General features: G+C 61.4%; 15 protein-coding genes. 7 read left to right on the top strand and 8 right to left on the bottom strand.

Annotated elements, in window-relative coordinates; translation table 11 throughout:
* Positions 1-124: 124 nt before the first annotated feature.
* The 4 genes from ACQRBR_RS07280 to ACQRBR_RS07265 all read left to right on the top strand — a co-directional run bounded on the left by ACQRBR_RS07280 (position 125) and on the right by ACQRBR_RS07265 (position 6,806).
* Positions 125-1,249, top strand: a complete 1,125-nt coding sequence (locus ACQRBR_RS07280; RefSeq protein ID WP_204626396.1) for an efflux RND transporter periplasmic adaptor subunit — start codon at positions 125-127, stop codon at positions 1,247-1,249.
* Positions 1,250-1,259: 10 nt separating this feature from the next.
* The gene (locus ACQRBR_RS07275; protein WP_427812667.1) at positions 1,260-4,460 is read left to right on the top strand and encodes an efflux RND transporter permease subunit; all 3,201 of its coding nucleotides are present in this window, start codon (positions 1,260-1,262) and stop codon (positions 4,458-4,460) included.
* Positions 4,457-5,992, top strand: a complete 1,536-nt coding sequence (locus tag ACQRBR_RS07270; protein WP_427812666.1) for an efflux transporter outer membrane subunit — start codon at positions 4,457-4,459, stop codon at positions 5,990-5,992. Before ACQRBR_RS07275 ends, ACQRBR_RS07270 begins: the two co-directional genes overlap by 4 nt.
* A 208-nt stretch (positions 5,993-6,200) precedes the next feature.
* Positions 6,201-6,806, top strand: a complete 606-nt coding sequence (locus tag ACQRBR_RS07265) for a hypothetical protein (protein ID WP_303880613.1) — start codon at positions 6,201-6,203, stop codon at positions 6,804-6,806.
* 221 nt (positions 6,807-7,027) lie between these two features.
* Here the strand turns inward: ACQRBR_RS07265 and ACQRBR_RS07260 are convergent, their stop codons facing one another.
* The 5 genes from ACQRBR_RS07260 to ACQRBR_RS07240 form a co-directional block, all read right to left on the bottom strand.
* Positions 7,028-8,362, bottom strand: a complete 1,335-nt coding sequence (locus tag ACQRBR_RS07260; protein WP_427812665.1) for an MFS transporter — start codon at positions 8,360-8,362, stop codon at positions 7,028-7,030.
* A gap of 24 nt (positions 8,363-8,386) precedes the next feature.
* Positions 8,387-9,220: an amidohydrolase family protein gene (locus ACQRBR_RS07255; RefSeq protein WP_427812664.1), complete on the bottom strand. Its 834-nt coding sequence runs from the start codon at positions 9,218-9,220 to the stop codon at positions 8,387-8,389.
* Positions 9,221-9,757: 537 nt separating this feature from the next.
* Positions 9,758-10,591 (bottom strand): amidohydrolase family protein, encoded by an 834-nt coding sequence (locus tag ACQRBR_RS07250; protein WP_279135918.1) that lies wholly within the window; start codon positions 10,589-10,591, stop codon positions 9,758-9,760.
* Between the two features lie 66 nt (positions 10,592-10,657).
* Positions 10,658-12,514 (bottom strand): TRAP transporter large permease subunit, encoded by a 1,857-nt coding sequence (locus tag ACQRBR_RS07245; protein WP_427812663.1) that lies wholly within the window; start codon positions 12,512-12,514, stop codon positions 10,658-10,660.
* Between the two features lie 76 nt (positions 12,515-12,590).
* A complete protein-coding gene (locus ACQRBR_RS07240) occupies positions 12,591-13,589 on the bottom strand; it encodes a TRAP transporter substrate-binding protein (protein WP_289616469.1) in 999 nt (332 codons plus the stop codon).
* A gap of 503 nt (positions 13,590-14,092) precedes the next feature.
* On the opposite strand from ACQRBR_RS07240, the gene hpsG reads away from it, so the two are divergent.
* The 3 genes from hpsG (at position 14,093) to ACQRBR_RS07225 (ending at position 19,159) form a co-directional block, all read left to right on the top strand.
* Positions 14,093-16,588, top strand: a complete 2,496-nt coding sequence (gene hpsG / locus ACQRBR_RS07235) for a (2S)-3-sulfopropanediol dehydratase (RefSeq protein WP_303880616.1) — start codon at positions 14,093-14,095, stop codon at positions 16,586-16,588.
* Positions 16,589-16,723: 135 nt separating this feature from the next.
* Positions 16,724-17,665, top strand: a complete 942-nt coding sequence (gene hpsH / locus ACQRBR_RS07230) for a (2S)-3-sulfopropanediol dehydratase activating enzyme (RefSeq protein WP_303740429.1) — start codon at positions 16,724-16,726, stop codon at positions 17,663-17,665.
* A gap of 81 nt (positions 17,666-17,746) precedes the next feature.
* Entirely contained in the window at positions 17,747-19,159 is a 1,413-nt protein-coding gene (locus ACQRBR_RS07225) for a sigma-54 interaction domain-containing protein (RefSeq protein WP_427812662.1), read from the top strand.
* Positions 19,160-19,250: 91 nt separating this feature from the next.
* Here the strand turns inward: ACQRBR_RS07225 and ACQRBR_RS07220 are convergent, their stop codons facing one another.
* The 3 genes from ACQRBR_RS07220 to ACQRBR_RS07210 form a co-directional block, all read right to left on the bottom strand.
* Positions 19,251-20,789, bottom strand: a complete 1,539-nt coding sequence (locus ACQRBR_RS07220; protein WP_427812661.1) for a Na+/H+ antiporter NhaC family protein — start codon at positions 20,787-20,789, stop codon at positions 19,251-19,253.
* A gap of 274 nt (positions 20,790-21,063) precedes the next feature.
* A complete protein-coding gene (locus tag ACQRBR_RS07215; RefSeq protein WP_297230551.1) occupies positions 21,064-21,384 on the bottom strand; it encodes a DUF3467 domain-containing protein in 321 nt (106 codons plus the stop codon).
* 9 nt (positions 21,385-21,393) lie between these two features.
* A complete protein-coding gene (locus ACQRBR_RS07210) occupies positions 21,394-21,954 on the bottom strand; it encodes an OmpH family outer membrane protein (protein ID WP_427812660.1) in 561 nt (186 codons plus the stop codon).
* Between the last annotated feature and the right edge of the window lie 13 nt (positions 21,955-21,967).

Here is a 21,967-nt window from a genome sequence, read left to right as displayed (position 1 = left end):
GATAAGCCTGCATTTCTTGACGCATTTTGCAAAAAATGTTTAGCAGGGGATTCAAAGCCCGCTCGCTTTGCGGGCGGGCTTTCCACGTATCGGCAGTTCGCTGCTGTCCCAGGAGTAAGATATCATGACCGGAAAACAGACCATTCTGGCAACGTTGCTGTTGCTTCTCTGTTTCAGCCTTGCGGCATGCAAGGATGAAGGTGCTCAAAAAGGTCAGATGCCCGCCCCGCCGGTGGGCGTCTTCCAGGTGGAAGCCAAGGACGTGCCCTGGCCTTCCGAATTCCAGGCCCAGGCCTCCGGCTCCCGGTCCGTCGAAGTGCGTGCCCGTGTGCAGGGCATCATCGAGAAGCGTCTGTACCGTGAAGGCGAGTTCGTCAAGGCCGGCCAGCTCATGTTCCAGATCGAGCGCGACCAGTACGAGGCCGCCGTCCAGCAGGCCGAGGCCCAGTACGACAGCGCCAAGCGCGAATGGAACCGTGTGCGTCCCTTGTTCGCCAAGAACGCCGTTTCCCAGAAGGATCGCGACAACGCCAAGGCCGCCTATGACAACGCCAAGGCTGCCCTGCGTGCCGCCAAGATCAATCTGGACTACTGCCAGGTGGTGGCCCCTGTGTCCGGTTACAGCTCCAAGGAAAGCTTCACGCCCGGCAACCTGGTCAGCAACAACTCCCTGCTGACCTACGTGGATCAGACCGATCCCATGTACATCGATTTCTCCATCGCCGCGCCGCAGCACATGCGCCGTCAGCAGCTGGCCGCCGAAGGCCGCCTGCGCTTCCCCGAAGGAAATATCTACAAGGCCCGTCTGCGTCTGCTGGACGGCAGCATGTACCAGGGCGAAGGCCAGGTGGACTTCATCGACAGCCGCGTGCAGCCCGAGACCGGCGTGGTGCAGGCCCGTGCCTCCTTCGCCAACAGCGACGGCCAGATCATGCCCGGCCAGTATGTGCGCATCTTCATGGACGGCGACGTGCTGGTCAACGCCGTGCTCATCCCCCAGAAGGCCGTGCTCATCACCCAGAAGGGTTCCTTCGTCATGACCCTGGACAAGGACAACGTGGTCGGCACCCAGAAGGTGGAGGTCAGCGAGACCATCGGTGATATGTACCTTGTGGACTCCGGCCTCAAGGGCGGGGAACGCATCATCTGTGAAGGCATGGTCAAGGCCCGCCCCGGTGCCAAGGTCAGCGTCATGGGTGACGGACAGGCCCAGAAGGGACAGGCCGCCCAGAAGACCGCTCAGAAGTAGGTGATGGTCTATGGCAGCTTCGGCAAAACCAAATATCTTTTTGCGCAGACCGATCCTTTCGTCGGTCATCTCCATCGTGATCACGCTGGTGGGCGCGCTGGCCATGAAGGCCCTGCCCATCGCCCAGTATCCTGAACTGGTGCCGCCCACGGTCAACGTGACGGTCTTCTATCCCGGCGCCTCGGCCGAGACCATCGCCGGTACCGTGCTGGCCCCCCTGGAAGTGAACATCAACGGCGTGGAAAACATGCTCTACATGACGTCCACGGCCTCCTCGGGTTCCGGTTCGGGTTCCATCAACGTCTATTTCAGTCTGGGCACCGACCCGGACATGGCTCTGGTCAACGTCAACAACAAGGTCAACCTGGCCCAGACCACACTGCCCGAGACCGTGCGTCTGCAGGGCGTGCAGGTGACCAAACGTTCACCGGCCATGCTGCAGATCATCGCCCTGTTCTCGCCTGACGGGCGTTATGACGCCGTGTACCTGCACAACTACATGCAGGTGAACGTGGCCGACGAACTCAAGCGTGTGCCCGGCGTGGGCGACGTGACCGTGTTCGGCTACATGGACTACTCCATGCGCATCTGGCTCGTCCCGGACAAGCTGGCCAAGTACGGCGTCACCGTGGGCGAGATCGCCGCGGCCATCCAGGAGCAGAACTCGCAGTTCTCGCCCGGCCGTCTGGGCGACGCGCCCATGCCCGATAACGCCCAGCTTTCCTGGCAGATCGATACCAAGGGCCGTCTGGCCACGCCGCAGGAGTTCGGCGAGATCATCATCCGTACCGGTGAGGACAGCGCCATGCTGCGCCTCAAGGACGTGGCCCGCATCGAGATGGGCGGCAAGGACTACAGCGTCAGCAGCGAATACAACGGCATGGTGGCCCGTGCCATGGGTATCTACCTGCTGCCCGGCGCCAACGCCATCTCCACCGGCGAGGCCGTCACCGCCCGCATGCAGGAACTGTCCAAGAACTTCCCCGAGGGCATCGACTACAAGATCATCGTGGACACCAACGACTTCGTTATGGAGTCCATCAACGAAGTGGTCCACACCCTGGTGGAAGCCATGATCCTGGTGTTCCTGGTGGTGTTCATCTTCCTGCAGAACTGGCGCGCCACCCTCATTCCCTGCATCGCCGTGCCCGTGTCCATCATCGGTACCTTTGCGGGCATGTTCGCCCTGGGCTACACCATCAATACCCTGACCCTGTTCGGTATGGTGCTGGCCATCGGTATCGTGGTGGACGACGCCATCGTGGTGCTGGAGAACGTGGAACGCATCATGAGCACCGAGCACCTGCCGCCCAAGGAAGCCACGGCCAAGGCCATGAGCGAAGTGACGGCCCCCGTTATCGCCATCGTGCTGGTGCTCTGCGCCGTGTTCATCCCCGTGTCCTTCATGGGCGGCCTGGCGGGCCAGATGTACAAGCAGTTCGCCATCACCATCTCGGTGTCCGTGGTGCTTTCGGGCATCGTGGCCCTGACGCTGACCCCGGCCCTGTGCTCCCTGCTGCTCAAGCCGCACGCGCATGACCATCAGCCGGCCAAGCCCTTCGTCGTCTTCAACTACTTCTTCGGCAAGACCACGCACCGCTATGTGCGTACGGTGCGTTTCATCAAGGACCACGGCCTGATCTCCATGGCCCTCTTCGGCTGCATGATCGCCAGCCTGGTCTTCCTGTTCCGGGTGGTCCCCGGCGGCCTGGTGCCCAACGAAGACCAGGGCTACATCCTGGGCATGACCATCCTGGACGACGGTGCCGTGCAGAACCGCACCCGTGACGTGACCCGCGTGGTCATGGACGTGCTGCGCAAGAACCCGGCCGTGGATACGGTCATGACCCTGAACGGCCTGGACATCACCTCCATGTCGTCCAAGAGCAACTACGGTACCTTCTTTGCCGTGCTCAAGCCCTGGAGCGAACGTACCACGCCGGAAAGCAGCGCCTCGGCCATCAGTACCAAGGTGCTGGGCGTGACCATGATGCAGCCCGAAGCCGTGACCATCGGCTTCACGCCGCCGCCCATCAGCGGCATGTCCACCACGGGCGGTTTTGAAGGCTTCATCCAGATGCGCGGTGCCGGCACCAGCCAGGATCTGGAAGCCACGGCCAATGCCTTCGTGGCGGAAGCCACGTCCCGTGACGAGAACGGCCAGCCCAAGTATCCGGCCATCGGTACCCTGCGCAGCCTGTTCTCCACCGGCGCCCCGCAGCTCTACGCCAACCTGGACCGTGAGCGCTGCAAGGACATGGGCATCAGCATCAGCGATGTCTTCACGGCCATGAACGCCACCTTCGGTGCGCTCTACGTCAACGACTTCAACTACCTGGGCCGTACCTTCCAGGTGCGCATGCAGGCTGAAGCCGATTACCGCCTGCTGCCCGAGTCCCTGCACGACATCTTCGTGCGGACCAACAAGGGCGGCATGGTGCCCCTGGACGCCATCATGACTCTGGAACGCCGCACGGCGCCCCAGACCATGGAACGTTACAACGTGTTCCCCGCCGCCCACCTCATGGGTGAACCGGCCCCCGGCTATTCTTCCGGTCAGGCCCTGGAAGCCATGGAAAAGGTGGCGGAAAAGATGCTGTCCAGCGACTACGGCCTGGGCTGGGTCGGTTCGGCCCTGCAGGAAAAGCTGGCCAGCGCCGACACCACCGTCATCTTCGTGCTGGCGCTCGTCATGGTCTTCCTGATCCTGGCCGCCCAGTACGAAAGCTGGTCGCTGCCGCTGGCCGTTCTTACGGCCGTGCCCTTCGGTGTGTTCGGCGCCCTGGTGGCCACCTGGCTGCGCGATCTGTCCAATGACGTGTACTTCCAGGTGGCTCTGGTCACCCTGGTGGGCCTGGCCGCCAAAAACGCCATCCTGATCGTGGAATTCGCCGTCGAGGCCTGGCGCGGCGGGCGCAGTCTGGACGTGGCCGCCATGCATGCGGCGCGCCTGCGCTTCCGTCCCATCGTCATGACCTCGCTGGCCTTCATCCTGGGCTGCGTGCCGCTGGCCATCAGCTCCGGCGCCGGTGCCAACAGCCGTCACGCCATCGGCACCGCCGTGGTGGGCGGCATGCTGGCCGCAACCTGCATCGCCACGCTCTTCGTTCCCTACTTCTTCCGCACCATCATGCGGATCTCCCTGAAGCTGCAGGGCAAGAAGGATCCCAACGAAGGCAAGAAAAGCTTCGATGAGGAGGAGGATATATGACCCCCCTGCTGAAAGCGGGCCTGACGCTGGTGCTGTGCCTGGCCGTCACGGGCTGCTCCCTGGCTCCCGACTATAAACGTCCCGAGCAGGACATCCCCAAGGAGTGGCGTTCCGTGGATCTGGGGCCCAGTCCGCTGAACACCGACTGGTGGACCCGCTTCAATGATCCGGTGCTCAATGCCCTGGTGGAAGAAGCCCTGAAGAACAACCAGGATCTGGCGGAAAGCCTGGCCAAGATCGACTCCGCCGCGGCCAAGCTGGGCGTAGGCACCAGCCAGCTCGCCCCCTCGGTGAGCGGCGCCGGTGCGGCGACCTCGCAGAGCAATTCCACCAAGATCGCCAACTACAACAACGTGGCGGACCGTTCCTATGTGAACTACCAGGGCCAGCTCTCGGCCAGCTGGGAACTGGACTTCTGGGGCAAGTACCGCAACAACTACACCATGTTGTCGGACGTGCTGCTGAATACCGTGGTCAGCCACGAGGCCCTGCGCCTTTCGGTGGCCAGCCAGACGGCCCAGAGCTACTTTGCCCTGCTGGCCCTGGACATGCAGCTGGCCACGGCCAAGCGCACCCTGCGCACGCGTGAGGACGCGTTCGGCATCTACACCAGCCGTTACCGTCAGGGCGACATCACGGAGCTTGACTGGCAGCGTGCCCGCGCCGAAGTGGAAACGGCCCGCTCCCAGGTGCACAGCTCCACGGTGGCCGTGGACAGCGCCGAAGCCAGCCTGGCCGTGCTGCTGGGCCGCTCGCCCCGTGACATCATGAGCGCCGTCATGCCGCGCGGCGGCGACATCAGCAAGCTGCCGGCCCCGCCCGTGCTGCCCGCGGGCCTGCCGTCCGAGCTGCTGGAGCGCCGTCCCGACGTGCGCGCCGCCGAGTATATGATCATGGCCTACAACGCCAATATCGGCGTGGCCCGTGCCGAGTTCTTCCCGTCCATCTCTCTGACGGGCATGCTGGGCACCCTCAGCGCCAGCGTGGTGAACCTGTTCAGCGGGCCTGCGGGCGCCTGGAGCTACGGCGTGACCGGCTCCATGCCGCTGCTGGACTTCGGCCGTACCTGGTATAACGTCAAGGACGCCGAGGCCCAGAAGGAAGCGGTCATCGCCGTGTACCGCAAGACGGTGCAGAACGCCTTCAAGGACGTGCGTACCTCCCTGACCTCCCAGCGTGAGGCCGACGCTATCGTGGCGGCCAGCCAGGCCCAGGTGGACAGCCTGCGCCGCGCCGCGGAGATCGCCCGCCTGCAGTACGATAACGGTTACACCGACTACCTGACCGTGCTGGATGCCGAACGTCAGCTGTTCAGCGCCGAACTGAGCCTGGCCAATGCCCTGCGTGACCGCCTCAATGCCGTGGTCAGTGTGTGCATGGCCCTGGGTGGCGGCTGGCAGGATCCCAACGTCAAGCCTTCCTTCCCGGTGGCTGACGCGGAAGAGTTGGTCAAGGCCCATGACACTGCCGGCCAGAAGGCCTCTCAGCCTGCGACCGCTCCTGCGAAGGAACAGCCTGCCGCCAAGCAGTAGGCACGATCTTACCTCTGAAAAGACACAGGAAGGACGCTTTCGGGCGTCCTTCCTTTTTTTGTGTCCCATGTATGCAGGCCATCCCCAAAAGGGCCGAGAGACCGCATTCCGGGGCAGCATGCGGGCACAGAGGGTGTCCTGCGTCGGGGATGCCTTTACAATCCGGCGGGATGACGGCTATCCTGCGTCCATGCTGCATAGAGTACATTTGTTTTTGGCTGGTCTGGCCCTGTCTGCCCTGACGGTCTCCCTTGCTCCCCTGCCGGTGTTGGCGGTGGAGAAGGGCAAGGCGGTGCAGGCCCCGGCGGGCAAGGCCGCTGCGGGCAACAGCAAGGGGGGGCAGGCCTGGAGTTTCGGCACCTCCCGCGACAGGAACAATGCCCTGTGGCATGACGGCGTGGAGACGGAGTCCCTGCGCAAGCGGGCCCTGGGCCGGGACAGGGGCAATTCTTCCAGCATTGAGCATGCCCTGCGCGAGGCCGACCGTCAGGCCAAGGCCGAGTCCCGCAAAGCCAAGGAGGCGGAACGAGAGGCGGAGGAAAAAAGCCGTCTCGGCATGAACATCCGGCGCGATGACTCCGTCTGGCGTGCCGAGCTGCCGTCGAGCGAGGCCCGTCCTGACGAGCTGAGGCCTCTGGAGCGGCGGCATGTGGTCCGGGCCTATGCCGACTTCATGGACAGCGATGATGCCTCGCTGACCATCGGTCCGGAGCTGATGCTCAAGGACGAGCATAACGAATGGGGCAAGAAGTCCCGGCCTGAGGAGAACGATCCTTCTGTGGGGCTCGGTATGCAGTTCAGTCTTGATTTTTGATGCCGTCCGGGATGTCCCGCTCCGGCCACGCCTGTGTCTAGGGAGTATGCGCGGGGGCGGGGGGACGTTTTCTGTCGGATGCAGTATGTGCTGTAAAAGAAAAGGGGGACAGCCTGTCAGGCTGTCCCCCTTTGGTGTCCGATGCCCGGGGTGTGGTCCGGGCGCTGTCTCCGTCTGTCTCCTGATGAAGAAGCGAGGGAGGAGGCAGGAAGGCAGACGGACTACCGGGCGGAGGTTTCCGGCTCGTGCGGCAATTCTTCCTTGCCCTGGAGACGGGTGATACAGATGGTGCTCAGGCTGCTGATGACCGCCGCGACCAGCAGGTAACCGCAAAGGTACCAGGGCTGGCCGTCATTGCTGCTGACCAGCATGGTGGCGATCATGGGGGTCAGGCCCGAAGCGAAGATCCCGGAGAACTGGTAGATGAAGGACACGGCGGAGTAACGCACCGTGGGTTCGAAGCTGCCGGAGAACAGGCTGGACATGGTGGCGTAGGCCGCGCCGTAGATGATCCCGAAGGGCAGGGCAATGGCCAGGAAGACCAGCAGCACGTTATGGCTGAAGTTGTGCAGCACCCAGAAGGTGGGGTAAGCCGTGATGCCCAGCAGGATGGCGGCGATGCCGAAGATGCGGGCACGGCCCCAGGTATCGGCACGCATGCCCCAGAAGGGGATGGCCACGGCCATGACCGCGGCGGCGCCCACGATGACGAACAGGCTCACGGTCTTGTCCAGGCCGCAGGAGTTGGTCAGGTAGGTCAGGGAGAACACGCCGAACACGTTGAAGGCGATACCTTCCACGAAACGGGCGCCCACGCAGGCCGTCAGAGTGCGGGGGTAATGCTTGAAGGCGGCCAGGATGGGGTACTTGACCTGCTCGGTCTTCTTCTTGGCGGAGGAGAAGTCCTGGGTCTCCTGGACGGAGATACGAATGTAGGCACCCACGCCCACCAGAATGGCGCTGAGGATGAAGGCCACACGCCAGCCCCAGGCCAGGAAGGCTTCGTCGCTGAGGAAGAAAGACAGCAGACCGATGACGCCGGAGGCCAGCATCAGGCCGAGGGCCAGACCCACCTGGGGCAGGCTGCCGTAGAAGGCGCGCTTGTGAGGCGGCGCGGATTCGAAGGCCATGAGCACGGCGCCACCCCATTCACCACCGATGCCGATGCCCTGGGCCAGGCGGCAGAGGACCAGCAGGATGGGGGCCCAGATGCCGATGGTGTCATAGGAGGGCACCAGGCCGATACCCACGGTGGCCACGCCCATGATTTCCAGGGTCAGGACCAGCATCTTCTTGCGGCCCAGTTTGTCGCCGAAGTGGCCGAAGACGATACCCCCAAGCGGACGGGCCACAAAACCCACGGCAAAGGTGGCGAAGGCCAGGACCGTACCCACCGTCGGGTCGAAGTCAGGGAAGTAGATCTTGTTGAAGACGATGCCGGCCACGACACCGTACAGGAAAAAGTCATACCATTCGATGACCGCGCCGATGAGGGAGGAAATGACCACGCGGCGCAGGTTCTGCTGGCAGTGTCCGTTGTTGGGAGTATCGCTCATTCTCGTTGCTCCTTGGGGGTGCTGCTAGGCCAGTTTCAAGACCTTGCGGGCGTTTTCGTACATGATCTTGTTGCGCACTTCGTCGGTGAAGGGGAAGGCGGCATAGGCGTCCAGAGCGTCACGCAGCTCGATGAAAGGGTGGGCGCTGGCAAAGAGCACCTTGTCGCTGATGGTGGTGCACATGGCCTTCACATAGGTCTCGACCTGGGGAGAACGCTCGTATTCGGAGATGTCCATGTAGACATTGGCGTTGCGCTGGCAGGTGTAGATGGCCGCATCCACGAAGGGGTAGCCGCCGTGGCTCATGATCAGGGTCAGTTCGGGGAAGTCGCGGGCGACCTTGTCCACGTCGCGGGGGTCGGCGTATTCCAGGATGGCACCGGGCACGCACGGCGGAGGAGCCATGGTGATGAAGACGGGCACATCCAGTTCGCAGCACTTGGTGTACAGGGGGTAGAAGCGGGCGTCGCTGGCGGGCATGTGGGCCAGATAGGGGTCAATGGCGATACCCTTCATGCCGTATCCCTTGACGACCTTCTCGATCTCGCGCACGGCGGCCATCTTTTTGTGGGGGTCGATGCCCCACAGGCCCACGAACTTGTTGGGGTAGGCGCGGCAGAATTCGAGCACGCTGTTGTTGTTGGCCGGGAAGCCGTAGGTGGTCTCGGCGTCGCGGCCGGTGATCACGCCCAGTTCCACGCCCATGGCGTCGAGGTCGGCCACGATCTCGTCCAGGGGCTGGGGCTTACGCTGGTCGAAGCCGATGACTTCGCAGGCAGCCTTGAACATGGTGCTGTTCTTGATGCCGTTGATGATCTCCGGCGTGTTGGGCCGGAAGCGGAAGTCGATAACTTTCATATCTGTCTCCATGCGATCCTTCGGGAAGAAGGGGTTTTTGATACGAACCTGGAGGACTGCCAGCATCAGCCATGCTGTGGAGCGCAGCCCCATGTGATTTCTTTCCCTTGCAGGAGGCGTGCCAAAATAATTCCTTGATTATTCAGTGAATTATGAGAATCCGTCATGGATTTTATGAGGAAGTTGTAACAATTTGCAAAAAAAGAGATGCATTTTTGCATCCCCCTCTATGGGGTCGCAAAAATGCAAGAAAATGAAATTTTTATATTTTTATTAAAAAAATCAAATTGATATATACAAAATAGGCCCAAAGTCATCGCAAAATGCTAACCAGAATTGTTAGTTGAGATGCAAAAATGCGACGCTTTTTAACCAGTTGGCATAAAAGGATATTTTAAATGATGCAAATATGCATCATTTGAGAGACACGGGTTGCAGGGAGAAAAATCACAAGCTCGACAGGCCAAAAAAAAGCGGAGGAACACGGGGTTCCTCCGCAGTTGTGAAGCGTGCCCGCATGAGGCGGACACATGCCATTTAGGCCAGTTTCAGGACCTTGCGGGCGTTTTCGTACATGATCTTGTTGCGCACTTCGTCAGTGAAGGGGAAGGCGGCATAGGCGTCCAGAGCGTCACGCAGCTCGATGAAGGGGTGGGCGCTGGCAAAGAGCACCTTGTCGCTGATGGTGGTGCACATGGCCTTCACATAGGTCTCGACCTGGGGAGAACGCTCGTATTCGGAGATGTCCATGTAGACATTGGCGTTGCGCTGGCAGGTGTAGATGGCCGCATCCACGAAGGGGTAGCCGCCGTGGCTCATGATCAGGGTCAGTTCGGGGAAGTCGCGGGCGACCTTGTCCACATCGCGGGGGTCGGCGTATTCCAGGATGGCACCGGGCACGCACGGCGGAGGAGCCATGGTGATGAAGACGGGCACATCCAGTTCGCAGCACTTGGTGTACAGAGGGTAGAAGCGGGCGTCGCTGGCGGGCATGTGGGCCAGATAGGGGTCGATGGCGATACCCTTCATGCCGTATTCCTTGACGACCTTCTCGATCTCGCGCACGGCGGCCATCTTCTTGTGGGGGTCGATGCCCCAGAGGCCCACGAACTTGTTGGGGTAGGCGCGGCAGAATTCGAGCACGCTGTTGTTGTTGGCCGGGAAGCCGTAGGTGGTCTCGGCGTCGCGGCCGGTGATCACGCCCAGTTCCACGCCCATGGCGTCGAGGTCGGCCACGATCTCGTCCAGGGGCTGGGGCTTGCGCTGGTCGAAGCCGATGACTTCACAGGCAGCCTTGAACATGGTGCTGTTCTTGATGCCGTTGATGATCTCCGGCGTGTTGGGCCGGAAGCGGAAGTCGATGACTTTCATGAGAGAACTCCTTGGATGGGGCCCGCGGCAGAAGGCTGCCGCGGGCGGTATATCTCGCGGGTACCGTTAATGCACCAGCATCAGCGGCACGGACGGGCAGTAAGTGATGATGGCCAGGACGATGAGCATCAGGGCGATCATGGGCAGCACGGCCACGGCGATCTTTTCGATCTTGGCCTGGGCCACGCCCGACGCCACGAAGAGGTTGACGCCCACCGGCGGGGTCAGGAAGCCGATGGCCAGGTTGACCACCATGATGATGCCGAAGTGCAGGGGCGAGACGCCCACGCCGGTGACCACGGGCAGCAGGATGGGAGTCAGGATGACGATGGCCGCCAGGGCTTCCATGAACACGCCCACGATGAGCAGCAGCACGTTGATGAGCAGCAGGATGATGATCTTGCTCTCGGTGATGCTGAGCATCCAGCGGGCGATGGTGCCGGGCACGTCTTCGATGGTCATGATGTTGCCGAACAGGGTGGCCATGGCCATGAGCACGATGATGATGGACGAGGTCTCGCACGAGGCTACGCACGACGAGCAGACGGTCTTGAAGTCCATCTCGCGGTACAGGAACACGCCCACGATGAGGCCGTAGAAGGCGGCCACGGCCGCGGCTTCGGTGGGAGTCATGATGCCGCCGTAGATGCCGCCCAGCACGATGACCGGCACGACCAGGGCCCACTTGGCTTCCCAGAAGGCCTCGCCCAGGGTGCGCCAGTTGCGTTCCTTCTGCTCACCGCGCCAGCCGCGCTTTTTGGAGTAGAAGTAGCAGTAGAGCATGAGCACGATACCGGTCATGATGCCGGGGATGATGCCGCCCATGAACAGGTCGCCGATGGAGACCTGGGAGGAGACACCGTAGACCACGAAGGGGTTGCTGGGCGGGATCATGACGCCCACGCAGCCGGCGGCGGCCACGAGAGCGGCGGAGAAGAACTTGTCGTAGCCGCGCTCGATCATGGCCGGGATGGTCAGGGCACCGATGGCGGCCACGGTGGCGGGGCCGGAACCGGAGATGGCACCGAAGAACATGCAGGTCACGACGGCGGTCAGGCCGATGCCGCCGTAAAGGCCGCCCACGATCTCGTCAGCCAGGTTCAGCAGGCGTTTGCTCAGGCCACCGGCGCCCATGTATTCCCCGGCCGCGATGAAGAAGGGGATGGCCATGATGGGGAAGCTGTCGATGGACGTGAAGCAGACCTGGGCCATGTATTCGATGGGCAGGGTCTGGGAACAGATGATGGTGGCCAGGGTGGACAGGCCCAGGCTGATGGCGATGGGCACCCCGATGACGCAGAGCAAGGCGAAATAGCCGAACAGCACCGGCAGGGGATCGATGTAATCCACCAGGTACCAGGGGCTAAGGATGACCAGGGCAAGGGCGAAGCCCAGCAGGGAGTCCAACGCACCGCAGACGCGCACCTGGCCCCAGATGCGCTGCAGCAGGCGCAGACACATGAGGCCGAAGCCCAGGGGCAGGATCAGATACGGCACCAGGAAGGGGATGCGCAGGGCCGTGGTGTGCTGGGGGAAGGTCAGCAGGCGCTCGATCTGGCCCCAGCCGAAATAGGTGATGACGCCGGTCAGGACGAGGAAGAGAGTCTCGACGATGATCCAGCTGATGTTCTGCAGGCGCTCCGGCAGTTTGTCATAAATGATGTCGACGCGGATGGAAGACCGCTTCCTGATGGCGACGGAAAGGGCCAGATAGGAGATCCAGATAAAGATATAGCGGGAAAGCTCTTCGGTCCAGACAGCGGCGCCGGCGCGCTCGATGAACTGTGTAATGATATAGCGGTAAATGACCTGCCACGTGATGAACAGGATGATGGCGAGCAGGCCCGTCACCATGAAAATTTTTTCAAAATTTTCGTTGAGCCAGGAAAAGAGCCCGCTTTTGCCTTGCACATTTTCACTCATGACAAACCTCGGTGTAAGCGCAAAAGGAGTCCTGCGCGCGGCCGGGCCGCGCGCAGGAGGGATAGGTCAGGAAGGATTACTTCTGGGTTTCTTCCAGAAGCTGCAGGATGTCGGCCGGCACTTCCTTGGCGAACTTTTCGTAGGCAGGACGGGTCTTGGCCTTGAGCTCGGCGCGCTCGGCGTCGGTCAGCATGTGGATCTTGATGCCGCGGTCACGGAAGGCCTGCCAGGCCTTTTCTTCCAGCACCACGCTTTCCTTGCGCTGCCAGTCGTTGGCTTCCTTGGCGGCTTCACGCAGGATCTTCTGCTGTTCGGGGGTCAGGCTGTCCCACTTCTTCTTGTTCATCAGCAGCACATGCATGGAGTAGTTGTGCTCGGAGTTGACGGCGTACTTCAGCACTTCGGTGTGCTTGGCGTCGTTGAGCAGGGAGAAGGTGTTGCCTTCGGCGTCCACGGTGCCCTGCTGCAGGGCGGTGTAGGTCTCACCCCAGGCGATGGGGGCGGGGTTCATGCCCAGTTCGGTGGCCACGGCCACTTCCACGGGGGAGTCGGTGGTACGCACCTTGAGGTTCATCAGGGACTTGGCATCGGTCAGCGGCTTGTTGGCAGCCACGAAGTTGCGGTAGCCGAACTCGGAGAACATCAGGGTCTCGAGGCCGATCTTGCGGGAGGCTTCACGCAGGGCTTCGCCCAGCTTGCCTTCGTCCAGGGCCTTGTACAGGGCCTGCTGGTGAACCGGAGAGGTCACATAGGGCAGGTCGATGGCCATGTACGCCTTGGAGAAGCTGGCCAGGTTGGGGGTGGAGCTGGAGGAAAGGTCCAGCGTACCGGCCTGGGCGGCTTCGGTGGTTACACGGTCACTGCCCAGCTGGCAGTTGGGGAACAGCTGGATACGGATCTTGCGATGGCTTTTTTCTTCCACCAGCTGCTTGAACTTTTCATAACCCACGGTGACGTTGTTGCCGGGAGCCATGGGATGACCAAGACGCAGGACCAGCGGACGTTCCGCATTGGCGGCGACGCTGAAGCCGAGAACCATGGCCAGGGCCAGAGCCAGAACAGTAAGTTTACGCATGCCACACCTCACATGTGTTTATGGGGACACAAGACGGATGTCTTGTGCATAATTTCTCAAATGCGAGAATGCTTCTTCACCTCCGAATCTAAACGAGCAAAATTTTTTTTCAACAAGCGCCAGTCTTTTTAGGGGTTTACGGGGATGTTATGATAACTGTTATTACATTTTTGATGCAAAAATGCATCATTTGGGGCGGGGGAAAATTCGGGAGGAAATTTTTTTTGATATATCTGGCAATCAAGACTTCACAGTCAGAATATCGCATTTGATGCGACTTTCATGGGTATAAAAATGATGCATTTTAGCATCATTGGCCTCTGAAAAGGCTGTGAAAAAAATTTTTAGGCGCAAATTTGCATCATTTTGATATATCTGCTGGGGGGCTAAAAAAAATATATTAAAAAAACAATATGTTACCAAAATGGCACAGGCATTGCTATTTATTTCGCAAGCGATTCGTCGCGAAATATGTCAAACACCCTTTCAAGAGGAGAACAGATATGTCTCAGACCGTTTGCGAATGCAGATCCCCCCAGGAACAGCGCCTGCTCGATAAGATCGAAGGCAAGGTTGACCGTTTCCGCGCCACCCACGAGCGCGTGTTCCGCATGCTGGAACGCTTCGACGGCATGAAGCCCCGCATCGACATCGAACGTGCCCTGTACTTCACCCAGTCCATGCAGGAAACCGAAGGCCAGCCCCTGGTGCTGCGCTGGGCCAAGGCTCTGATGCACATCGCCAAGAACATCACCGTGTACGTGCAGGACGACCAGCTGCTGCTGGGCCGCGCCGGCTGCGACGGTCGTTACGGCATCCTGTACCCCGAACTGGACGGCGACTTCCTGGACATGGCCGTGAAAGACCTGCCCACCCGCGCCACCTCTCCTGCCACCATCACCGCTGAAGACGCCAAGCGCGTGATCGAAGAGATCGCTCCTTACTGGAAGGGCAAGACCTACCACGAAGCTCTGGCCGCCGCTCTGCCTCCGGAAATCCATAAGCTGACCTACGACGATCCCAAGGGCCTGATCTCCCGCTTCATCGTCAACGAAACCTCTTCTTTCCGTTCCTCCATCCAGTGGGTGCATGACTACGGCAAGATCCTGAAGCGCGGCTTCAACGACATCAAGCGCGAAGCCCAGGAAAAGCTGGCCGCCCTCGATCCCGCCAGCGCCAAGGACATGTGCGAAAAGAAGCCCTTCCTGGATGCCGTCGTGATCGTGTGCGACGCCATCGTGCTGTGGGCCAAGCGTCACGCTGACGAAGCCCGCAAGGTGGCCGAAAAGACCGACGATCCCGTCCGCAAGGCCGAACTGCTGCGCATGGCCGCCAACGCTGAGCGCGTGCCCGGCGAACCCGCCCGCGACTTCTGGGAAGCCTGCCAGAGCCAGTGGTTCGTGCAGATGTTCTCCCGTATCGAACAGAAGACCGGTACCACCATCTCCAACGGTCGTATGGACCAGTACCTGTACCCCTACTACCAGCAGGACATCGAAAACGGCAGCCTGGACAACAAGAAGGCCATCGAACTGCTGGAATGCATGTGGGTGGGCATGGCCGAATTCATCGACATGTACATCTCTCCCTGCGGCGGCGCCTTCAACGAAGGTTACGCTCACTGGGAAGCCGTGACCGTGGGTGGCCAGACCCCCGACGGCCGCGACGCCACCAACGAACTGACCCACCTGATCCTGAAGTCCAAGCGCGAATTCCCGCTGCACTACCCCGACCTGGCCGCCCGTATCCACAGCCGCTCGCCTGAAAGCTACCTGTGGGACGTGGCCGAGACCATCAAGGACGGCTCCGGCTTCCCCAAACTGATCAACGACGAAGAAGTCGTGCCCCTGTACGTGGCCAAGGGGGCCACCTTCGAAGAAGCTCTGGACTACGCCGTGTCCGGCTGCACCGAAGCCCGTATGCCCAACCGCGACACCTTCACCTCCGGCGGTGCCTACATCAACTTCGCCGCTGCTGTGGAAATGGTGCTGCGTAACGGCCGCATGAAGAAGTACGGCGACATCGTGCTGGGCGAAGAAACCGGCGATCCTCGCAACTTCAAGACCTGGGACGAATTCTGGAACGCCTATGTGAAGCAGCACATGCTGTTCCTGCGTACCGCCTTCACCCAGCAGTACATCGTCAACAACCTGCGTGCCCAGCACTTCGCCCAGCCCATGGGCTCCGCCATGCATGACCTGTGCATGAAGCACTGCATCGACCTGCACCAGACCCACATCCCCGAAGGTATCGACTTCGGTTACTTCGAATACATGGGCCTGGGCACCGTGGTGGACTCCCTGTCCGCCATCAAGAAGCTGGTGTTTGAAGACAAGAAGCTGACCATGGACGAAGTCATCAAGGCCATCGACGCCAACTTCGAAGGCTACGAAGACGTGAAGGCCCTGCTGAAGTCCGCTCCTTGCTACGGCAACAACGATCCTTACGCCGACAGCATCGGTCACGAAATCGACCGCCTGTCCGTGGAATTCGCCGCCAAGTACAGCCAGAAGGACCTGGGCATGTTCTACAACGTGCGCTACGTGCCCTTCACCTCTCACGTGCCCTTCGGTAAGGTGGTGTCCGCCACTCCCAACGGCCGCGTGGACTGGTTCCCGCTGTCTGACGGTTCCTCCGCTTCCCACGGCGCCGACGTCAACGGTCCTACCGCCGTCCTGCTGTCCAACTACAACACCAAGAACATGGGCATGCGCGACCGCTTCGCCCGTATGCTGAACATCAAGTTCACGCCCAAGTGCGTGGAAGGCGAACAGGGCACCGAAAAGCTCGTGTCCTTCATCCGCACCTTCTGCGACCTGAAGCTGTGGCACGTGCAGTTCAACGTGGTGAACAAGAGCACCCTGCTGGCCGCCCAGAAGGATCCCCAGAAGTACCGCAACCTGATCGTGCGTATCGCCGGTTACAGCGCCTACTTCGTGGACCTGTCTCCCGACCTGCAGAACGACCTCATCGCCCGTACCGAACACGACACCATCTAGTTCCGGTTACCAACGGCGGCGGCCTTGTGCCGCCGCCGGCCTGCACCGCCTCCGGCTGCCCTGCGGGGAGGCCGGAGGCCTTGGCGTTTTTCAGCTCTCCCTTTGTCAACCTTCAACATCTCCGGCGGTGACCCCGTGATCGAAAACAACAACGCGCGCGGCCTCGTTTTCAATATCCAGAAATATTCCGTGCATGATGGTCCCGGCATCCGTACCATCGTCTTCACCAAGGGCTGCGGTCTGCGCTGCCGCTGGTGCAGCAACCCGGAATCCCAGCACAGGGAACCGGAGCTGGCCTACAACCAGGGCCGCTGCCTGGGGACGGACAAATGCACCCGCTGCTTCAAGGCCTGCCCCAATGGCGCCCTGTCCCGTCGTGAGGACGGTTTCGTGGCCATCGACCGCAGCAAATGCGTGGGCTGCAAGGACATGCCCTGTGCCGAAGCCTGTCCGGCCCAGGGGATCATCGTCTACGGCAAGCCCTACACCGTGGCCGAGGCCCTCAAGGTTGCGCAGGAAGATGCCATGTTTTATGCTCGCTCCGGTGGCGGCATGACCATCTCCGGCGGCGAGCCCCTGTTGCAGAGCGAATTTGCCCTCAACCTGTTGCGCCTGGCCCGTGAGCGCCGTGTGAAGACCTGCATCGAAACCTGTGGTCTCGTCCCCACCGATGTGGTGCGTGAGGCGGCCCAGTACCTCAACTATGTGCTGTTCGACATCAAGCACATGGATCCCGAAGTGCACAAAAAGCACACCGGCATGCCCAACGACCTCATTCTGAAGAATTTCCAGACCCTGGTGACGGAGTTCCCGAATCTGCCTATCACGGCTCGTACGCCCGTCATTCCCGGGTTCAACGATCATGGCCCGGACATCAAGGCCATCTGCGACTTCCTCAAGCCTTTCGAGCATGTGAAGTACGAGATGCTGCCCTATCACCGTCTGGGCACGCAGAAGTACACCTTCCTGGACCGTGTCCCCCCCATGGGCGACGTGACGCTGGACGACAAAAAGTTTGCCGCCCTGCAGAAGATCGCCGTTGCCACTCTGGGGGACCGTGTCGTCATCCCCCGTTAGGCCGGGCTTTCCGCAACCGTAAGGGTCCGTCTTTCGGGGACGGGCCCTTTTTTTGCCCCTTTGCCTTCTCAAGGAGCGGATATGGTCAACTGGCACAAATTTTTCACTTCCATCCTCGATACCATTTCCGACGGTGTTTTCATTTCCGATGCCATGGGTACCACCCTCTATGTGAACCAGATGTATGCCGATCTGGTGGGGGTGCCTGCCCGGGATCTGCGGGGCAAGAACGTGCGCGACCTGGTCAGCGAAGGCTTTTTCGACCTGGCTCTGAACCCCGAGGTGGTGCGTACGGGCAAGCCCGCCACCTATATGCAGAAGCTCAAGGACGGCAAGAACGTGGTCATCTCCGGGGCGCCCGTTTTTGATGACAAGGGGCACGTCTGTCTGGTGGTTACCTTCGTGCGCGACGAGACCCGTCTTGCCGAGCTTAACGAGCAGACCGGCGAGCAGCGCAAGCTCATCAAGGAGATCAATGACAAGCTGGCCTTTGTGGCCCAGTCCCAGGGACGCGACCTGGAACCGGTCTTCGCCAGCAGCGCCATGCAGTCGGTGGCCATGGAGCTCAAGCGTTACGCCAGCACGGATGCCACCGTGCTCATCATGGGCGAGACCGGCGTGGGCAAGGACGTGTTCGCCCGTCTGACCCACCGCTGGAGCCGCCGCAAGGACAAGATCCTGCTCAAGGTGGACTGCGGCGGCATCTCCGAGACCCTGACGGAATCGGAAATCTTCGGTTATGTGCCCGGCGCCTTTACCGGTGCTTCCAGCAAGGGCAAGCCCGGCTATTTCGAAATCGCCGACGGCAGTACCATCTTCCTTGATGAAGTGGGCGAGCTGCCCCTTTCCATGCAGACCCGCCTGCTGCGCGTGCTGCAGGACAACGAGATCGTGCGCGTGGGTAGCTCCCAGCCCCGCAAGGTGGACGTGCGCATCATCGCCGCCACCAACCGCAACCTTGAGGAATGCGTGGAGGCCGGTACCTTTCGCCGTGACCTGTTCTACCGTCTCAATGTGGGCACGGTACGCATTCCTCCCCTGCGCGAGCGGCCCGAGGACGTGCGCGTACTGGCGGAGCTCTTCCTGCGCCAGTATACCACCAAGTACCGCAAGAAGCTGGCCTTCATGGACATCACGCTGGACATGCTGGCCCAGTACCGTTGGCCGGGCAATGTGCGCGAATTGCAGAATCTGGTCCACAGCCTGGTCATCACCCGGCAGGGGCCCCGCATCTCGCCCCGCGACCTGCCGTCCAACATCAGCGGTCTGCACGACGAGAGCGGCGGGCATCTGGATGCCGTGCTCATGCAGGCCCGGCCCCTGCGTGAGATCATCGCCGACATGGAGCGGGACTTTTTGCGCCGGGCCATCGAGGTGCACGGTTCCGTGCGCCGGGTCTCGGAGCTGTTCCAGGTCAACCGCAGCACCATCTTCCGCAAGCTGCAGGGCAGCAAGGGGCACGACAAGGACGAGGATGGCGGCCCGGCTTCCTGATCCCCTGTCTTTTACGGTCGTTCGCATGACGAAAAAAAGGCGCTTCCCTTCGGGGAAGCGCCTTTTTTGTCAGTATCGGGAAAAGCCCGGATTAGGCCTGGACCTCATCCTTTTGCTTGTTGCGCTGACGCAGCACCAGCATGGTCACCACCATGAAGGCCAGACCAGCGACAAAGCCGGGCCACAGGCTGCCGTGGGTGAGGCCGGAGACCACATAGCCCACCGTGCTGCTGGCCGCCACCACACAGGCATAGAGCATTTGTGTGGAGACGTGTTCCAGATGGGCGCAACCGGCGCCGGCACTGGACAGAATGGTGGTGTCGGAGATGGGAGAGCAGTGGTCGCCGAACACGCTGCCGGCCAGGGTGGCGGACAGGCAGACCAGCACCAGGTTGGGATCAACGGCCTGGGCAACGGGCACCACGATGGGGATCAGGATACCGAAGGTACCCCAGGCGGTACCGGTGGAGAAGCTCAGGAAGCCGGCCACCACGAAGATGATGGCGGGCAGCAGACCGCCGGAGATGCCGCCGTCGGCCACCATGGTCTTGACGAAGAGCGGGGTCTGCAGCAGGTCACGGCACACGCCGCTGATGGTCCAGGCCAGCACCAGGATGGTGTTGGCGGGCATCATGGCCTTCATGCCTTCGCCGGCGCAGTCCATGAAGGACTTGAGGCTCATGAGGCCGCGCGGCACGAAGAGGAAGAAGGCCACGGTGATGGCACCGAAGGAGGCCCAGACCAGGGCCTTGGAGGCGCTGCTGTTACCGAAGGCGGCCGCCAGGGTGTGGTAGGCGGGATCGCTGCCCCAGTAGCCGCCGCTGTAGAGCAGGGCCACCACGGCGAAGAAGATCAGGCTGCCGATGGGCAGGAGCATGTCGATGAGGCTGCCCTTGGCGCTGGTGCCCAGCTCGGCCTGTTCGGCATCCACATTGCCCAGTTCGCCCTGCTGGGCGCGCAGTTCGGCCTTGCGCATGGGGCCGAAGTCGAAGTTGCCCAGGCAGACCATGACCACCATGATGATGGAGAACAGGGCGTAGAAGTTGTAGGGGATGGTGGCCACGAAGGCGGCAAAGTCGCTCTCAAAGGCGCCGGTGGCTTTCAGGTTGCTGCCCACGGCGGCGGCCCAGCTGGAGATGGGCGCGATGATGCAGATGGGGGCGGCGGTGGCGTCGATGATGTAGGCCAGCTTGGCGCGGGAGATCTTGTAACGGTCCGTCACCGGGCGCATGACCGTGCCCACGGTGAGGCAGTTGAAATAGTCGTCGATGAAGATGAAGGCGCCCAGGCCGCCGGTGGAGAGCATGGCCACGCGTTTGCTCTTGATGCGCTTGGTGGCCCAGTTGCCGTAGGCACGGGTACCGCCGGCACGCGAGATGGTGAACACCAGCGCGCCCAGCAGGGTACAGAAGATGATGATGTTGAAATCGACCTTGCTCACCATGGTGTTGAAGGCGATTTCCACGGGCTTGATGATCAGGTCGCCCGTGCCCATGCCCAGGCAATAGATGACGGTGCCGCTGAGAATACCAAGGAAGAGGGAGGAAATGACTTCCTTGGTGATCAGGGCCAGGGTGATGGCGATGATGGGCGGCAGCAGAGAGAGCCAACCCGCGTCAAACGGATCCATGAACATGCTCCTGTCTTGAAGGTCTGGAAGGCGCAGCGCCGCATACGGCTTACCGGCATCCCCCGCCGGCGCGTGATCTTCCCGGTCGCGCTGGACTGCGTGCGCGGAAGTATATCATGCGCGCCTTGGAGCGGCAATACAAAAGGGCCGGGAAAACCGGGACAGGTAGGGCATCAGGCCGGGCCGTCGCAACGTCTGTCCACGAAAAAACGCCTGTGGACTGTCCACAGGCGTTTTCTATCCGGCGTATCAAAAAAGATGCGGAAGGCGCGGGTTACAGGCTGATCTCGCCGTACTGGGCTTCGTATTGCTGGATGGCCTGTACCAGGGCGGCAGCCAGGCGCTTGGCACTCTCAGGGCTCATGCCGATGGCCTGCTGGGGCCGGACGGCCAGTACCGGGCCCTGCTGGTCGTTTTCCTGGCGGCTCACGCAGGCCGTGAGCAGGATCTCGCCACGGGCAAAGGTGGTCTGGAAGGCATTGGCATAGATGGTGCCCATACCGGGGGCGGGCAGCATGGCCACACGCATCTGCGGCTGTTCGGGCTGCTGTTCCGGAGCGTGACTGTTGGCAGGCGTCTTTTTCAGGGCGGGCATGGTCTCCTCCTATTTCTTGTTCGGGGTTTGGGCGGGCTTTGCCTTTTCCGCCGGAGCCGTCTCCTCGGGGCCGTCAGCGTGGGTACGGATGCTGACCTTGGGCAGTTCGGCAAATTGGACGCTGCCGGCATCCATGCGGCTGATGATCTCGGCGGTGATGTCCATGGAAGCAGGAACAGAAAGGACGTTCTGACGGGCCATGACGGCCACGTCGCCCTTGTCGGCGCGCCAGGCTTCGATCTGGGCCAGCATATGCTTGCTGACCACGTCGCGGGCGGCGGCCTGCTCCAGAGCCATCTGGCGCTGCAGCAGGGTCAGTCCCTGGCGCAGCTCCTGCTGGCGCTTTTCTTCAGGGCTTTTTTTCAGCTCTTCCTGATAGGCGGCCAGGCCGTTCTGCAGGATGGTCTGGACTTTTCCCAGGTGCTCGTTGGCCTGCTGGGCGGCTTTGGACTGGCTGAGGACGCGCTCCACGTCCACGCAGACCACGTCAGGGCCGGTGTCCAGGCAGCCGGACAAGGGCAGGGTCAGCATGAGGGCAAGACCGGATAAAAAACGGGAAAGATGGGGCATGGTTCTCTTCCTT

This window comes from Desulfovibrio sp. SGI.133, assembly GCF_050313955.1.
Classification (GTDB): domain Bacteria; phylum Desulfobacterota; class Desulfovibrionia; order Desulfovibrionales; family Desulfovibrionaceae; genus Desulfovibrio.
Note: the sequence above shows the minus strand (reverse complement) of the source record. Positions and strands in the feature narration are given on the sequence as shown.

Bases quoted from the DNA above. Each gene is read 5' to 3' on its own strand.
- ACQRBR_RS07220 (WP_427812661.1), bottom strand. From the start codon at position 20,789: ATGGATCCGTTTGACGCGGGTTGGCTCTCTCTGCTGCCGCCCATCATC.
- ACQRBR_RS07255 (WP_427812664.1), bottom strand. From the start codon at position 9,220: ATGAAAGTTATCGACTTCCGCTTCCGGCCCAACACGCCGGAGATCATC.
- ACQRBR_RS07250 (WP_279135918.1), bottom strand. From the start codon at position 10,591: ATGAAAGTCATCGACTTCCGCTTCCGGCCCAACACGCCGGAGATCATC.
- ACQRBR_RS07215 (WP_297230551.1), bottom strand. From the start codon at position 21,384: ATGCCCGCCCTGAAAAAGACGCCTGCCAACAGTCACGCTCCGGAACAG.
- hpsG (WP_303880616.1), top strand. From the start codon at position 14,093: ATGTCTCAGACCGTTTGCGAATGCAGATCCCCCCAGGAACAGCGCCTG.
- ACQRBR_RS07240 (WP_289616469.1), bottom strand. From the start codon at position 13,589: ATGCGTAAACTTACTGTTCTGGCTCTGGCCCTGGCCATGGTTCTCGGC.
- ACQRBR_RS07260 (WP_427812665.1), bottom strand. From the start codon at position 8,362: ATGAGCGATACTCCCAACAACGGACACTGCCAGCAGAACCTGCGCCGC.
- ACQRBR_RS07275 (WP_427812667.1), top strand. From the start codon at position 1,260: ATGGCAGCTTCGGCAAAACCAAATATCTTTTTGCGCAGACCGATCCTT.
- ACQRBR_RS07270 (WP_427812666.1), top strand. From the start codon at position 4,457: ATGACCCCCCTGCTGAAAGCGGGCCTGACGCTGGTGCTGTGCCTGGCC.
- ACQRBR_RS07210 (WP_427812660.1), bottom strand. From the start codon at position 21,954: ATGCCCCATCTTTCCCGTTTTTTATCCGGTCTTGCCCTCATGCTGACC.
- ACQRBR_RS07225 (WP_427812662.1), top strand. From the start codon at position 17,747: ATGGTCAACTGGCACAAATTTTTCACTTCCATCCTCGATACCATTTCC.
- ACQRBR_RS07280 (WP_204626396.1), top strand. From the start codon at position 125: ATGACCGGAAAACAGACCATTCTGGCAACGTTGCTGTTGCTTCTCTGT.
- ACQRBR_RS07245 (WP_427812663.1), bottom strand. From the start codon at position 12,514: ATGAGTGAAAATGTGCAAGGCAAAAGCGGGCTCTTTTCCTGGCTCAAC.